Annotated in this window: 16 protein-coding genes, 1 pseudogene and 1 riboswitch; of the genes and pseudogenes, 5 read left to right on the plus strand and 12 right to left on the minus strand. The window is 42.2% G+C overall.

Annotated elements, in window-relative coordinates; all coding sequences use genetic code 11:
* Positions 1 to 219 precede the first annotated feature (219 nt).
* Both LKE01_RS08755 and LKE01_RS08760 read right to left on the minus strand, forming a co-directional pair.
* Complete coding sequence (locus tag LKE01_RS08755; protein WP_056982781.1) at positions 220 to 507, minus strand: phosphocarrier protein HPr; 288 nt, start codon at positions 505 to 507, stop codon at positions 220 to 222.
* Positions 508 to 756: 249 nt separating this feature from the next.
* Complete coding sequence (locus LKE01_RS08760; RefSeq protein ID WP_056982780.1) at positions 757 to 1,470, minus strand: thiaminase II/PqqC family protein; 714 nt, start codon at positions 1,468 to 1,470, stop codon at positions 757 to 759.
* A 189-nt stretch (positions 1,471 to 1,659) separates the two neighbouring features.
* Positions 1,660 to 1,749, minus strand: a riboswitch (TPP riboswitch).
* 177 nt (positions 1,750 to 1,926) lie between these two features.
* On the opposite strand from LKE01_RS08760, the gene LKE01_RS08765 reads away from it, so the two are divergent.
* Positions 1,927 to 2,322 carry a hypothetical protein gene (locus LKE01_RS08765; protein WP_054769491.1) on the plus strand — a complete coding sequence of 132 codons (396 nt, stop codon included), beginning with the start codon at positions 1,927 to 1,929 and terminating at the stop codon, positions 2,320 to 2,322.
* Positions 2,323 to 2,467: 145 nt separating this feature from the next.
* On the opposite strand, the gene LKE01_RS08770 is transcribed toward LKE01_RS08765, so the two are convergent.
* Positions 2,468 to 2,716, minus strand: coding sequence for a plasmid mobilization protein (locus LKE01_RS08770; RefSeq protein WP_225364707.1), 249 nt, complete (start codon positions 2,714 to 2,716; stop codon positions 2,468 to 2,470).
* A 168-nt stretch (positions 2,717 to 2,884) separates the two neighbouring features.
* On the opposite strand from LKE01_RS08770, the gene LKE01_RS08775 reads away from it, so the two are divergent.
* Positions 2,885 to 3,307, plus strand: a complete 423-nt coding sequence (locus LKE01_RS08775; protein ID WP_054769489.1) for a hypothetical protein — start codon at positions 2,885 to 2,887, stop codon at positions 3,305 to 3,307.
* 54 nt (positions 3,308 to 3,361) lie between these two features.
* Here LKE01_RS08775 and LKE01_RS08780 read toward each other — a convergent pair whose 3' ends face one another.
* The 8 genes and pseudogenes from LKE01_RS08780 to LKE01_RS08815 form a co-directional block, all read right to left on the minus strand.
* A complete protein-coding gene (locus LKE01_RS08780; RefSeq protein WP_056982777.1) occupies positions 3,362 to 3,778 on the minus strand; it encodes a hypothetical protein in 417 nt (138 codons plus the stop codon).
* Between the two features lie 132 nt (positions 3,779 to 3,910).
* Positions 3,911 to 4,366: pseudogene (locus tag LKE01_RS12445) on the minus strand (DUF5776 domain-containing protein); the annotation flags it as partial.
* 1,055 nt (positions 4,367 to 5,421) lie between these two features.
* Complete coding sequence (locus LKE01_RS08790; protein ID WP_054769486.1) at positions 5,422 to 5,946, minus strand: DUF1836 domain-containing protein; 525 nt, start codon at positions 5,944 to 5,946, stop codon at positions 5,422 to 5,424.
* 17 nt (positions 5,947 to 5,963) lie between these two features.
* Positions 5,964 to 6,830, minus strand: coding sequence for a DegV family protein (locus LKE01_RS08795; RefSeq protein WP_056982775.1), 867 nt, complete (start codon positions 6,828 to 6,830; stop codon positions 5,964 to 5,966).
* A gap of 146 nt (positions 6,831 to 6,976) precedes the next feature.
* Positions 6,977 to 7,291 carry a hypothetical protein gene (locus tag LKE01_RS08800; protein WP_054769485.1) on the minus strand — a complete coding sequence of 105 codons (315 nt, stop codon included), beginning with the start codon at positions 7,289 to 7,291 and terminating at the stop codon, positions 6,977 to 6,979.
* Entirely contained in the window at positions 7,291 to 7,542 is a 252-nt protein-coding gene (locus LKE01_RS08805; protein ID WP_054769484.1) for an AbrB/MazE/SpoVT family DNA-binding domain-containing protein, read from the minus strand. Before LKE01_RS08805 ends, LKE01_RS08800 begins: the two co-directional genes overlap by 1 nt.
* A gap of 325 nt (positions 7,543 to 7,867) precedes the next feature.
* Entirely contained in the window at positions 7,868 to 9,808 is a 1,941-nt protein-coding gene (locus LKE01_RS08810; RefSeq protein ID WP_056982774.1) for an ABC transporter ATP-binding protein/permease, read from the minus strand.
* A 170-nt stretch (positions 9,809 to 9,978) separates the two neighbouring features.
* Positions 9,979 to 10,419 carry a hypothetical protein gene (locus LKE01_RS08815; protein ID WP_054769483.1) on the minus strand — a complete coding sequence of 147 codons (441 nt, stop codon included), beginning with the start codon at positions 10,417 to 10,419 and terminating at the stop codon, positions 9,979 to 9,981.
* 187 nt (positions 10,420 to 10,606) lie between these two features.
* Here LKE01_RS08815 and LKE01_RS08820 point away from each other — a divergent pair, with 187 nt between their 5' ends.
* Positions 10,607 to 10,969, plus strand: a complete 363-nt coding sequence (locus LKE01_RS08820) for a hypothetical protein (protein ID WP_056982772.1) — start codon at positions 10,607 to 10,609, stop codon at positions 10,967 to 10,969.
* 77 nt (positions 10,970 to 11,046) lie between these two features.
* Here the strand turns inward: LKE01_RS08820 and LKE01_RS08825 are convergent, their stop codons facing one another.
* The gene (locus LKE01_RS08825) at positions 11,047 to 11,691 is read right to left on the minus strand and encodes a GPP34 family phosphoprotein (RefSeq protein WP_056982769.1); all 645 of its coding nucleotides are present in this window, start codon (positions 11,689 to 11,691) and stop codon (positions 11,047 to 11,049) included.
* 145 nt (positions 11,692 to 11,836) lie between these two features.
* Between LKE01_RS08825 and LKE01_RS08830 the strand changes: the two genes are divergently transcribed.
* On the plus strand, positions 11,837 to 12,187 hold the full coding sequence (locus LKE01_RS08830; protein WP_054769482.1) for a YisL family protein: 351 nt from the start codon (positions 11,837 to 11,839) through the stop codon (positions 12,185 to 12,187).
* A gap of 586 nt (positions 12,188 to 12,773) precedes the next feature.
* Positions 12,774 to 13,460 carry a matrixin family metalloprotease gene (locus tag LKE01_RS08835; RefSeq protein WP_054769480.1) on the plus strand — a complete coding sequence of 229 codons (687 nt, stop codon included), beginning with the start codon at positions 12,774 to 12,776 and terminating at the stop codon, positions 13,458 to 13,460.
* The last annotated feature ends 8 nt before the right edge of the window (positions 13,461 to 13,468 follow it).

Genomic DNA, 13,468 nt, shown 5'->3' on the forward strand with positions numbered 1-13,468 from the left:
GATCCATAATACCACCCCTCAAATGTTTTTATAAATGACTATGTAACCCCGTTTACAAGTTTATTTTAACATAACCAGGTTGTTCTTATATCAATTAGTAACATATAATTATGGTCAGGCTTTGCGGGCCCCAAAAGCCGTTTTACATATTCATCCGAGGAAACGAAAAAGGATGCGGTCAATTTGACCACATCCTTATTAACGTATTTAAAATAATATCTAGCTTGCATCCAATTCAACTTGTTCAACAACGTGGCCGTCTTGGAGATATTCAACGATCCCAGCCATCGCTTCCTGTTCATCGTCACCGCTTGTGGAAATTTGGATATAACTGCCCTGTGGGATTCCCAATGACATCACGCCCATGATTGATTTGAGATTGACCGTCTTGCCATTGTAAGTCAGCCTGACATTTGAGACATAGTTCTGCGCAGCAATGACCAATCGGGTTGCTGGCCGTGACATGATTCCTGTTTCAGCTAAAACCTTAAATCTGTTTATTTCCATTTGATTTTGCCTCTTAGATAGATTGTATTGTGACTGGGATAATTGATATATTAGTGGTATTGTAAGCGGTTTCTATTCATTAATCAATACATTTTGAGGCAATTCTATGAATTTGATGAGAAAATATAACGAGATTGTAGGTTATTATAAATTGACTGTTAATTAAATCACAAGATGAACGTTTTACTTGATCAAAGCGCAAAAGATGGGCTTCCGTGAAGAAGCCCATCTCATTCAATAAATTATAAATTACAGCATGGCGTTATCTTTTCCGTTCAACGCAATGTCTTTCCAATCATTCCAAGTAATCTGTTTGTAGGCGGCATCCCAGAAGTACCACTCTAACAAGCAGCTCTTCAGGAATGTCTGCTTGGCTTGTTCCTGCTCACGTTTGGTAGCTGATTCAGCTTCATGGTCGATGATGTCGAAGAACTTTTGAATGTAACCATTTGGTCCTTCGAAGTCACCACCGCCAATGTTCAAGAAGTCCTTGAACGGCTGTTCCTGGACTCTGGTTTGATTTCGCATCCATTTACCCAACTCAATGTACATCCACTCCCCTGCGGCAAAGGATGGTAGAATTTGGAGAACACTGTGGGTTTGAATGGTGGCCACCATGTGCTGACGGTACATTTGATTGATCGGCTGAATCGTTGTCTGCTTGAGGGTTTGCCAATTGTGTGGCATTGACTCTGGTTCCCGGGCCAGCCAATCATGAAGCATGTGAAGCTGTAAGTCTTGGCGCTTGTGGAACAGCAAGGCCTGGTTGGTATTCGTACTGTAGTTGATTAACGCATTGATCACGCCAACCTCGTTATATTCAAAGGCAATGTCCTGCTCATCATAATAGCTGAGCTGCTCCGGCGTTAATTTACCGGTGATAATGCCTTGAACAAACGGATGCTTTTCATTGGCGATCAAGTACGGCTGTGCTTCAAACAAGATATCTTGAGATAATGACATGGTTGTTCCTCCCAATGTGGTTCGGGGAGCTTGGAGTAGAAAAAGTAACATCGGCTTTCTTTTGAGCACCAATGTTACCTTGATTAAACGTGCTCGGACAAGCCTGGCGCTGACTTCTAAGTCAAAATTAATTTAAATCCAAAATCTGGATTTAAATCAATTTCGCCTTAGAAACCGCACCACCCGGCTCTCCTCGCACTCTGGTGCTTCCTTCGGCAGTTCTAACTGCATCAGGTTCGATGGGTATTTCTCAGCCTCTCGGCACCCCAGACCACGTATATTTTATTGTACAGGTCGATTATATGTGGGTGATTGGGAGAATACAACCAGAATTATCGACTAAATCGATTGAATTTGAATTGTGCTCTATCACTAAATGTTGTATGCTATAACAAATTTAGTTGTAATCGTGAACCCCATTGGAAATGAATGGCACATGTTAGGAGTCTTGAAACAATGAACGCCGAAAAATTGAAACGAGTAAAGAAACAATATAAGAAAAACTCAGGCCACTACAGAGCAGTCATTAGAACATTTGCCCCAAATGACAGGCGTTACCATATCTTTGATTTTGATCATGGTGACGTCATTGGCCTCACTAAAACAGTTGCCAATACATCTATGGATGAAATGAGCGATGCCATTGGATACACTTCATCTGAACTTGGTTATGATGTTTATCGTTCAGTGGACGGCGTCTTCAAAGTTGATGGGGTTGTCAAAGATACACTATTTTCGACCCACGATGATTGCACAGTCTTCATGTTAGTACCTCAAACAATGCCTGACCGACTCCGGCTTTATGTCGAAAATCTGGTGTTTGAGCATCGAAATGACACCTTTCAACAATAAGCTTGAAAGAATGCAAAGGCGTTCGCTGTTACCTCAGTGGTAATGGCGAACGCTTTTTGTCTGATATGATTTTTATGATAACTTATTTGTCAGTAATTGATGATTAACTTTTTTAAACCACGGATAGCTCCAACCCAAACTTGGTTCATAAGCTGTCAGACCACTTCTTATAGTCTTCGAGCGTACCAATATCCTTTGTTTTCCCATGTTCAGTGTCATACTTAGCCTCCATTGCTTCTGGAGAATTGAGCAAGTCAGTCACACCGTTTTCAGCAGCCGAAATTAAAGCCATTCGTAAATATTCTGAAACAGTAATTCCAGCATTTTCCAAATTCCGTTTAGCTTTATCTGCTATTTGTTCACTGACTCTTATTGAAATTGTTTTGTCCTTCATTGGTATAATCAACACCTCTTTGTCTGGATCGGTACTATCACATGTCACACATTATTATACAAAATTCACTTTCAAATTCAATCTGTTAGTATGTTATTCTAATATTTTTACTCTTCCATCACATATTGAATTATAATTAAGTACTAATGGATATTTGGGGGAATTATAATGCAATCATATGGAATCATATTTCTTATATCAATTGCCTGCTTTGGTGTTGCGATCATCTGTTTCAGCATGCTCAATGTTGGGGAGGAACAAACGGAAGCTGCGGCACCTCAAGAACCCCGAATATATGAAGGAAAGACACCTCAGTATGATGTTGAAGTCGAAAAGGGAACCTATGAGTACGATCCAAAGACCGGTAAAACCAACATTCCCGAAAATGAATTCGACTTATACATGCTCTATACGATTGATAATCTCCCCCGGGGACAGGAGTTGCATCTGAACGCCAGGGATCAGGAAGAAACCGACAAGCTCAAGGAAAGCCCCGAAGGTCACTGGAATATGTTCCCCACCGCAGTGCAGAACATGCCAGAAGTTTGGACGATTGCCGGACATGGATTGGTATTATTAAGAGTTAAATAGATATGAAAAGGTGCTCACGGCTGGTTGCTGTGGGCACTTTCATTGTTTTTGGGCTTATTTATCATTTTTCGCTGACGAATTCTCGTCATCTTTCAAAGCAATTTCAAAATAGGATGTATTGGAATCCACATAGTCCTTCTTTGAATTCAACAATTCGATGGTCATTTGATACGTACCAACTTTGGGCTTTGAAATTTTCGGTTTGTATTTCGCCCACATTGAATCATAGGGTTCACTTACCATTGATTTGGTATCAACCGGCGTCTCTTGTTGATTCCAGACCATTACTGCACCATCCCGAATAATGGAAAAATTAATGAAATAATCATTACCCTTGCGCAGGTTAAAGAACGACCAGTTAACCGTCAACTCAATGCTGGGCTGATTTTTGTCAATTAAAAAGTAACTGCTGGCAGACTGATGATTGACTTGGTTTTCAATATATAAATAAGCAATTTTTTCGGTATACATTATCGACACTCCTTGTGTGAATCAAGTATACTCGCTTGGAGATGTTTCCCCAACAAATTTTCGGAGTGATTTGAAATCTTTTCCATCAAAAAAGTTCACTGTCGCAAAAGGACAGTGAACTTTTGATTTCAATTAATAGGTTCCTTGAATAACCAACAACTTATTGGCAGTTACGTAACGGCCATTTGGCAACTGGTACCGAGTGGTCAAATTATGCTTAACCAGCTTCGTAACCCGAAGATGAGCGCCTTTCTTGTAATGAGCCGTTTTCCCAGTCAAGTTGGCGTGTCGATAAGCATTGACACCCTTCTTGGAAATGACCGTGATCTTCTTGCTCTTGGGAATTGACTTGTAGTAGACACTTTCGACGTATTTTCTGTTGGCAGTAATGTAGCCAACTTTACCAGCGGTCTTGCTACCGTGGTTCACATCACGAACCTTGTACCGCAATGCACCGTTATTGGAACGAGCGTAACCGGTAATGACAAACATTGGCCGGTTCAAGCGAGTCTTCATTGGATATTTGGCAATTCGATCGCTCTTCGTAAAGTTTGGTGAACTGTACATGTAAATCGGCTTGATAGCATAGATAGCAGACTTCTTAGCTTCGGCATAATTAGGAAGTCCTGTCTTGCCATCAGCTGGCTTTGGTGTCGTTGGATTCCAATTATCATTGGTTGGCGGAGTGACAGGTGTTGGCGTCACAGGAGTCGGATTTACCGGTGCGACACGGATCGGAACAACATGAATGACCATCTTGGCGTTGGTCTTACTGCTCAAGTCATAGCTGACAGCCTTGCTGGAAACTAACTGATAGCCTGATGGAGCAACTGGTGTGTAGTCGGCCTTCTTTCCTAAGAAACCAGTAATCGTATCTTTTTTAACAACCTGACCATTATTGTCGTTGACGTATTCAACCGGCATGGTGGCTTCTTGGTAGTCGTAGATAACAGTGAATGAGGTTGGAACCATTCCTAGATTCAAATATTCAAAATTAACATTTTCTGACTTGTAAAAGGCAATTCCTATCGCCATAAAATCCATGAATTTGGCGAGTCCATCACTCATTGTTGTACACTGAATTTTGTACGGCCCGTCTTCAGCAGCAAGTTCCTCTTTCGTAATACGAGTATTTGATGGGTCAAGATTTTGAGAAGGAATAAATGTTTGATAAGCATCCAAAGCTTGGTCTTTTTCATTTGCAGTATATTTACTTGATTTATATAGTACAGTAAGTGCTGGATTATCGTAGGCTATTTCCACATTCCTCAAAGTTTCTGAAACTGGGTATCCTGGAACAGTAACATTTTTATTCTTAAGATCTGGTCCATATGTGATCTTTTCCGGTGCTTTTAGAACATTCCCCTTAGTATCAATAATATTAATGGTTGCCTCAGCCCCATTTGGATCTACATCAGCCTGCGCATTTAACCCACCAACAACAAGCGTCAGCAGCAATGCCCCCACGGCCAGCATCCACAAGCCAATTTTATTTAACCGTTTAGTCATGTTTAATTCCCTCCCACAACGAATATATAATTTATTATTTAACTATATTATACCTTGAAAGTTTGATAATATTTTAACAAATTTTCTTGAACACTTAAAATTTCAAATCTACATAATAAAAAGCAGCGGCAAAATTAATCTTTTGTCGCTGCTTCGTTTTTAGTGCAATCCATTAATCCATCAAGTCTGTTCTTCGCCGACAGCCAGAATAAAATTGATTGAACAGCGTCATACTGCATTAAAGTTGCCTGACTGGCAGATTTTAATTCCAAGCTGGTGGGATCGGAAAGTTCCTTCCCCGCTTTAGCAGCCTGCTCATTAAACATGATCACAAAGTTATTATAACCGTTCTTCGGTGAGCCGGTTCCAAGCAGGGCAATCAAACCGCCCTTCACTTCGTCGAGCCGAAAGATGTTCTTCAGCAATCCCACGACAATTGCGCCGGCCAACTGAGTTCGCTGGTACTTTTTCTTAACCGGTGGCATTAATATCTTGGCTTTAAAATAGTTGTGGAGCATTGTCTTGGTAATTTTATCGCCAATAATTGGCTCCAAATATCCGTTCGTCAGATCCAATAACTGGTCCAGATGAAGTGAAAATGTCGGCAGCTCATCCCACAATGGTAATTTAATTTGCAGTTCAGTGGTCGTCTTTGGCATTGAATCACTCCCTTATATTATTTGCCTTCACCAATGTGAACGCCCACGCCAACCAGACCGGGGCCTGTGTGAACACCCAGCGCCGGTGAAATACTTCCTCTATAGATTTTAAGCTGTGGAAAAGTCTTGTGCAAGCGGTCATAGACTTTTTCCTGGAGGGGAACATCGGCACCGTTGGCCACCCCAACACGAACACTCTTGTTGGCAGCAATCAGTTTTTCAACCAGCGCAACCATTTTAGAAATGGCTTTTTGTTCGGAACGGGCTTTGGCAACTGGGAAATAAACCCCGTTAGAATCGGTAGCAATCACCGGCTTGATGTTCAATACGGAACCAACAAGACCGGCAACCCGGCCAATGCGTCCGCCAGCTCGGAGATATTTCAAGCTTGGAATATAGAAGAATGTCCGACTGTTCTTAATTGACTGCTTGAGAAAACTCATCGTCTCCTCGAAGCTCTGACCACAGTCGATCATTTCTTCGGCATAAACGGCAAACAGTCCACTGCCGATCCCAATATTCTTGGTATTAATAACTTCCATTTTGATGTCGGTCAATTCACGGGCCACATTTGTGAAGATTCCAAATGTCGTTGACAGCTTGGCTGAAACGGTAATCCCAATGATGTGATTAAAGCCGCGTTTTCTCAATGCATCAACGTGGGCTTCCACGCTTCCTTGAGTAGGTGCGGCGGTCTTTGGAAATTGGTCGGCTTTACCAAGTCGGGCATAAAATTCCTCCGGCGTGATATCGACATTGTCACGGTACTCCTCGCCTGCCATGGTCACAAGCATTGGTGCAACCTCAATATTATCGTATTTGTTTAACAGTTCTGCAGGCACATCAGAACCGGAATCAGCTAGAATCGCTATCTTTTCAGGCATCGGCAGTCTCCTTTTAACTTGTACGTAGTTTCAAATACTATTTATGTAGTATTGTATACCACATATGTGGGTTGTCAATACCTTACAAAAAGAAGGAATGGCCATCCCGACCATTCCCCAGTGTTGATGTTGTTCTCGTTGAATGATTAAAACTTAAAGTTCATTTGTGTTTGACTGACTAGACTTCCGACGTACACCCGCCTGCTTTTCTGGTCGACCCGATACATGATGGCATATTGCCTGCCAATCAAAATCCGTCGGGTTCGCTGATCAAACTGGTACAAGTCAGTGACATCTGCAAATCGATCCGAAAAATATTCTAATGAATGAACCAGCTCAAATATTTTCTGGACATACTGGTCAATCTTTTTCTGAGATAATTTCAACTTTTTCCAGTCTGAAATGAATGTGTCTAAAGAATTCGCAAATGAATCAGTATAAAGTAATTCATACTTTTCCACTAGTCATGCCACCCATACTTGCCAAATTTACGGGCCATATCGGCTTCAGTCAATAATTTACCGTTATCAACATCCTCGAAGGCTTTTTCAATTGTTGCCCGGTCTTGAGCCAACTGAGCTTCTTTTTTGCCTAAAACAATCTTATCTGCTTCAATATCCAAATCTAATAAATCCCCCTCATGGACACCACTTTCTTTGGGTAATATAACCCCCAACGAATTTCCAATTTTTCGAACTTTCACTTTATTCATTTCGCTTACCTCCTGAGAACATCTTCTGAATTATAACTTGATTATAACATGTAGCAGAACTTCAACACTCAGTTTATATACGAAAGAATTTATCAATTTATTGGTGGATTAGTGGATTGGTGGGCCTTTTCGCATTGTCTTTTTTGGCTTAGGTTATAGGGGTTGTAGCTCTTATTTTATTTAGTGCTCCCTTCTACCTTTGAGCTATGCTCCGACACCCCTGACCCCTACTGCACAAATAAAAAATGCTATCGATGAACAAAGAACGTTCATCAATAGCATTTTTCACTTGTGCTCCGGGGTCAACCCGGGGCTCGTCGCACACTTATTCATAACTCAAACTCTCAATTGGATCCAATCTTGCTGCCGATGCTGCTGGGGCCAATGCCGCCAACAATGAGATCAAGATGGCTACCACGAATCCGAATATGACATTTCCGGTTGTGATCTGCATGATTGAATAATTAATCCCACTTTGGGCAATATGATTGGCAACCACTTGCAGCAATTCTGCCAGGGCAATTGCCAACGCCGATGAGAACAATCCAATGAAGAATGCTTCCGAGAAGAACAGGTTTCTGATACTTCCCTTAGATGAACCCAAAGCACGAAGAATTCCGATTTCCTTGGTTCGTTCCGAAACACTGATGTACAGCACCACAATAATCATGATTGCTGATACCAACAGTGAAATGCCGGCAATTGTTGCCAAGACATTAACTGCCAAAGTAATGTAGGTGTTCAACGTATCCACGAAGCCACCGACACCGGTGATTTGGTAGGCTGCTTTCTTCTTATCATTCTTGAAGGCTTTAATCTTGTTTTGAACCGGCTTAACGTTCTTAACGTCACCTTTGATTTCAACCGTGACGAAGTTAGGCTGAATCTTAATTCCCTTTGATTTGTACAATGACTTCATTGTGTTATAGGTAATTGAAGTCGATCCCGTACCGGCCTTGGCAATCCCACTGATCTTCAGTGTCTTGCTCAACATGACCGGGCGCTTTTTACTATTTAACGTATTTTGATAGAAGGTAACTTTCTTCCCAATCAAAGAATATGGGTGCTTCTTGTTCAGCTTCTGAGCATATTCTTTGGTCAGCATAATCTCATTATTCTTGGGTGCGTGGCCTTTGGAAATACTCTTGGTCAGCATCGTGCTGTTATGGGTCTGCATAAATGAGATTGAGGCTGTCTTGCGGCCCATCCGCAATTGCGTACCGCCTTGAACGAAGTAGCCATTCTTCACACTATCAACGTTCTTGATATCCTTTAAACGGTTCTGGTCCTTCTTCTGCATGCTGACTTTGGTCATATCCGTGTTGGAGTCTGTCGGCACGTTTTTCGTTACCTGAACCGCATTTGGATTAACCTGGGAATAAATTTCGTGGTTAATGTATCCTTGAACACCATTTCCCAGTCCCAGCATCACAATCACACTGAAGATTCCAATCGCTGCGCCAAAGACAATCAACAGGTTTCGCTTCAAGTTGTAGCGCATGTTCTCCAGTGCCATCTTCAAGGTAGCGCCAAATCTCAATGTGTGGGTTGCCAGTTCGTTGGCTTGTGATTTTTCGTAACCCGGCTTGAGTTTCTTGTCCTCACTGATTTTTCCATCGGCCAGGCGAACGATTCGGGTTCCGTGATTAGCCACCGTTTCCGAGTGGGTAACCGTGATAACCAGCTTGCCGTCCTTGGCAATTTGGTCCAGCAGTGTCAAAATTTCCTGGGTGTTTTGGCTGTCCAACGCACCAGTTGGCTCATCAGCAATGATGATTTCCGGATCGGATGCCAACGCCCGGGCGATTGCCACCCGCTGCTTTTGACCACCGGATAATTGGTTGGGATACTTGCGCATGTGGTCTTTCAAGCCCACCTGTTCAAGTAATTGACGAGCTCGGGCTTCCTGCTGCTTATGGCTTAATTTGGTCATCTGCAGGGAAACCATGACGTTGTTAAAGACGGTCAAATGGCTGATCAAATCAAAGTTTTGAAAGATAAAGCCAATTGTCTGACGGCGGTACGCATCCAACTGTTTGGCGGTATCGTGGCGCAGAGACTTGCCGTTTAAGACAACATCCCCGGAATAATTACTATCCAGACCACCAATGATATTCATCAAGGTCGTCTTTCCACCACCGGATTCACCGACGATTGAAACGAATTCACCCTGTTCAAATGACAGGTCAATTCCAGTCAATACCGGGAATTCCTCGCTGGCAAGATAATAGGATTTTTTAATGTTATGTAACTCTAAGTAGCTCATTTGCTCCTCCATTCGTGATGCTTTACGATTTGCATATTGATTCATTTTAACGCAATTCTAGCAATTTTGGTACTGGAGATGCTGGATTGTCGCCAGTTCTCCCCCTTTGAAGTACTCAAAAACCGGAACATAAGTACAGAATACTTATGCTCCGGTTCATTAAATCGATATTAGTTTTGTTTTGCGCCAAATAATGTTTCGATAAGTTGTTCACGACGCAAAATGGTTGGTGTACCAAATGCTTTCAAGGTTAAGTCAGCCAAAGTTGAGATTAAGTAATCAACAACTGGTTGAGCAAAGCTGTTACGCAAGTCTTTGTCGTCATCAATTGACTTTTGAATGGCGTCATCGTTAGTCAAGTTGTCGGGAACTTTGAAGACACCGGCAATCTTTGCGTTGAAGTAGCTCTTAGAGATTTCCTTGTCATACAATTTGAATGTTGAAGTAACTTGAACAACGGGCATTGCTGTCTTACCTGTTGGGTCTGCAGGCAATGTGAGTTGAGTTTCAGCGTTAATCTGAGGACCCTTTTGAGGATTGAAGTTGCTCCGATCAAAGTTCAAGTTGTCCAAGCGAATACCTACTAATTGCCAATCATTATTTTCTGCCAATTTATTTACCACCTTTAATTTTTATTATTACAGTTCTATCCTATCATATGCAACGTTACAGTGACATTAAGTATTCCCGGTGCGTTTGTGGCGCCAAAGTGCAATTCGATTAGAAATCTCGGATGATTTGTCATATTATAGATAAGAAGAAAGATCCGAAAATTTAAATAAAGCAATGGAGTTAGACATGACAATTAATGAAATGCTCACCGAAATTGAATCATATCAGCACAAATTGAACTTGGCAGATGATTACCTGTTCAATATTGTGGAATTCGACCCGGATGAAATTAAGGCCTACCGGGCAAAGACAGCACCCGAAAGTGCCTATCAGGGAACCTTGACCCAGATCAAACGGCTGTATCTGTTGAGCCTATCACCAGAGGAACTGCTCAAGCGGATCAAGGACGCCCAACAAAAAGCTGGTCTTTCAGACGACCAGGCCATCAAAGTCATGGGCATCGAAGAAAGTAAGCTTGCTGACTTCAAAGCCGGCAGCCTGCCAACCATGAACTATGTGACCGCATTGAATGCCTTACAACGAAACTAATAAAAATCACCATAACGTGGAATCAATATTTCTCATGTTGTGGTGATTTTTTATGAGTTTAATTTGAGGCCCATCCATTAACGGGCAAACGAAACTGCGTCAATAATCGTACCCAAATCCGTATTAATTTTCTTGGTAACATCTGAAATCAAATGATACTGGCCGGATCTCATAACTTCCTTTAATCGGAGCTTGACGGTCTGAGCTTCATCCTTTGGAAAAATCTGATCAATCAACCCGGAGTTAACCAAAAGAATTGCCAACATCGAATTCTTTTCCGAAGGCTCTTTTTTTGCCGTGGCATCATTATACAGCTGGGTCAAAATGCGATCGGTCAACGTCTGATTATCGTAATAGGTCTTGTGATCCTCTTCCAGATAACCATCTTTAACCAATGAGTCACAGATTGCCTGGGCGAATTTGGTCACCCGACGTCTTCTGATTGATAAGACAGCATCCCGAACATAATTGCTGACAGACTGCGGTTGACCGCCTTTAATGTTTTCCGTAATCGGCTTGAGATAATCGACTGGTGCTTTGGACACCGGTGCAATGACCATTCGATTAGCAGGTGTCAGTGCCATCGTACCGTCTTTTAGCAGCTCGACAATTTCTGACAAAAGCAGGCAAGCCGCCACTTTACGATTTTTAAACGCACTGATTTTCGGCTTTTGGTTCAGCACACATAGTACAAATTCCTGAGTATAAGTTAATCCATCCATTGTGACTACCCCCTCGATTGGTCATCTCATTACCTCAAAAATAGCCCATTTAACAAGGGTTAGCAAGAAATATGTCTGTTACCCTTTGCACAAAGCAAACAAATAATACTATACTAAACTACAGACTAATTAGGAGGCAGTTATATTGATTTGGGTAAACATTCATTTGATCTCATGGATTTGCCTGATCGTCACGATGGTATTGGCATTTGCTTTGAAAGATAAAATGTCGATGATCTTTATGATGATTACAAGAGTTCTATACATCCCTATTTTGGCATCCGGCTTCATGCTGGCGCTGTTCAGAGTCCCGCGCGACCCGGTACTGGGAAGCGTTAAGGTCATCTTGGGCTTGGCAGTTATTGCATTGTTGGAAATCGGCTTTGCAAGAAAGACCCACCACAATTTGTCGGCCAACATCTTCTGGACACTGGGAATTGTCTTTGTCCTGACAAGCTTGGTAGGCTTGATGTTAGCGGGATGGTATTTCTTTTAGGAGAGTGTGACGAGGGCTGGGTGACGCGGTTTCTAAGGGTGCTTGAATTGAAGTTCCTGGTTTTGGAACTTTGATTTAAGTATCCTTAGAAGTTAGCGTCAGGCCCGTCGGAACACGTTTAGAGTGTGACTAGCAACGGGTGAGGCGGAACACGTTTAGAGTGTGACGAGGGCTGGGTAGGCCCGTCGCCAAGTATGCTTGGCAGGCTTTTAGCTGGGCGTCGCCCACAGGACTTGGCAGGCTTTCAGCCGGCCGTCGGAACACGTTTAGGTATAACAAGCAACAATGGTGTAAAACTGAAATATTTAAAAGTCCCATCACTGGATTTTACTTATTTGAATTGTACACAGAACAAGAAGCAAGCAGTCGTTGATAAAACGGCTGCTTTTTTTGTTTAAACACACAGTTCTACTAACTAAAACAAAGTGGTCATAAACTTTTTATGGGATGTTGTATTATCACTTATCGGTTATACTACTATTGCAATTAAATAATAAGATAGTATAATCAATTTCAGTAGTGAATTGCTGTACACGGGGATGTATGGAGGGACGATTCACCAAATAAAATATTATGGAGTGTCATCATGAAACGAATCATCAAATTCCTCGTGGCAAGTCAGGCAATCATTCTCATTGCCTTTACTGCCCTTCTCATTGGATCAGCCACTGCTCAGGCCGCACCACAATCAAGTACCGAAATTGCATATGCCAAAAGAGGCAAAGCGCACCACTCAAAACGGCAAGCCAAGAAACCAGCGATCATTGCCAAAAAGACTTCACAGTCACAGCAATCACAGCCGAATTCCATGGTGATAACGCCCGCCAAATACCGTTGGCCAACTAATACCATTACATATAAAATCGATCAAACTTCGGCCTATTATGCAAACATTTGGCAACAGGCGGTTGATGCCTGGAATAGCACCGAAGCGGTCAATTTAATTCCAACAACTGACAGCCATCCGGATATTACCCTGCAGGTGACAACCACGCAGAATTTAAATTATGCCGGGATGACTTTCATCAAATATTTTAATACGACGAAAAACGGCCTCCATATTTTGGCGCCCACTACCTCAACGATTTACGCCAATAACTGCAGCTACTTCAAATACACCACTTCGGAGCGCGTCCATGTTGGGGAACATGAACTTGGCCATGCCCTGGGACTAGGACATTCGACCGATCCCCATAGCGTCATGTATCCATCAATTTGCGATAACACGATTACTTCCGGTGACATTGCCGGCATCAAGCAGGCTTACAAGTAAAAACACTA

It is taken from the genome of Lentilactobacillus kefiri (assembly GCF_007989105.1).
In the GTDB taxonomy this organism is placed as follows: Bacteria; Bacillota; Bacilli; order Lactobacillales; family Lactobacillaceae; genus Lentilactobacillus; species Lentilactobacillus kefiri.

Excerpts from the sequence above, each read along its gene's own strand:
- LKE01_RS08755 (WP_056982781.1), bottom strand. The coding sequence starts at position 507 with ATGGAAATAAACAGATTTAAGGTTTTAGCTGAAACAGGAATCATGTCA.
- LKE01_RS08810 (WP_056982774.1), bottom strand. The coding sequence starts at position 9,808 with ATGAGCTACTTAGAGTTACATAACATTAAAAAATCCTATTATCTTGCC.
- LKE01_RS08790 (WP_054769486.1), bottom strand. The coding sequence starts at position 5,946 with ATGCCAAAGACGACCACTGAACTGCAAATTAAATTACCATTGTGGGAT.
- LKE01_RS08805 (WP_054769484.1), bottom strand. The coding sequence starts at position 7,542 with ATGAATAAAGTGAAAGTTCGAAAAATTGGAAATTCGTTGGGGGTTATA.
- LKE01_RS08760 (WP_056982780.1), bottom strand. The coding sequence starts at position 1,470 with ATGTCATTATCTCAAGATATCTTGTTTGAAGCACAGCCGTACTTGATC.
- LKE01_RS08775 (WP_054769489.1), top strand. The coding sequence starts at position 2,885 with ATGCAATCATATGGAATCATATTTCTTATATCAATTGCCTGCTTTGGT.
- LKE01_RS08795 (WP_056982775.1), bottom strand. The coding sequence starts at position 6,830 with ATGCCTGAAAAGATAGCGATTCTAGCTGATTCCGGTTCTGATGTGCCT.
- LKE01_RS08820 (WP_056982772.1), top strand. The coding sequence starts at position 10,607 with ATGACAATTAATGAAATGCTCACCGAAATTGAATCATATCAGCACAAA.
- LKE01_RS08825 (WP_056982769.1), bottom strand. The coding sequence starts at position 11,691 with ATGGATGGATTAACTTATACTCAGGAATTTGTACTATGTGTGCTGAAC.
- LKE01_RS08835 (WP_054769480.1), top strand. The coding sequence starts at position 12,774 with ATGAAACGAATCATCAAATTCCTCGTGGCAAGTCAGGCAATCATTCTC.
- LKE01_RS08770 (WP_225364707.1), bottom strand. The coding sequence starts at position 2,716 with ATGAAGGACAAAACAATTTCAATAAGAGTCAGTGAACAAATAGCAGAT.
- LKE01_RS08765 (WP_054769491.1), top strand. The coding sequence starts at position 1,927 with ATGAACGCCGAAAAATTGAAACGAGTAAAGAAACAATATAAGAAAAAC.
- LKE01_RS08780 (WP_056982777.1), bottom strand. The coding sequence starts at position 3,778 with ATGTATACCGAAAAAATTGCTTATTTATATATTGAAAACCAAGTCAAT.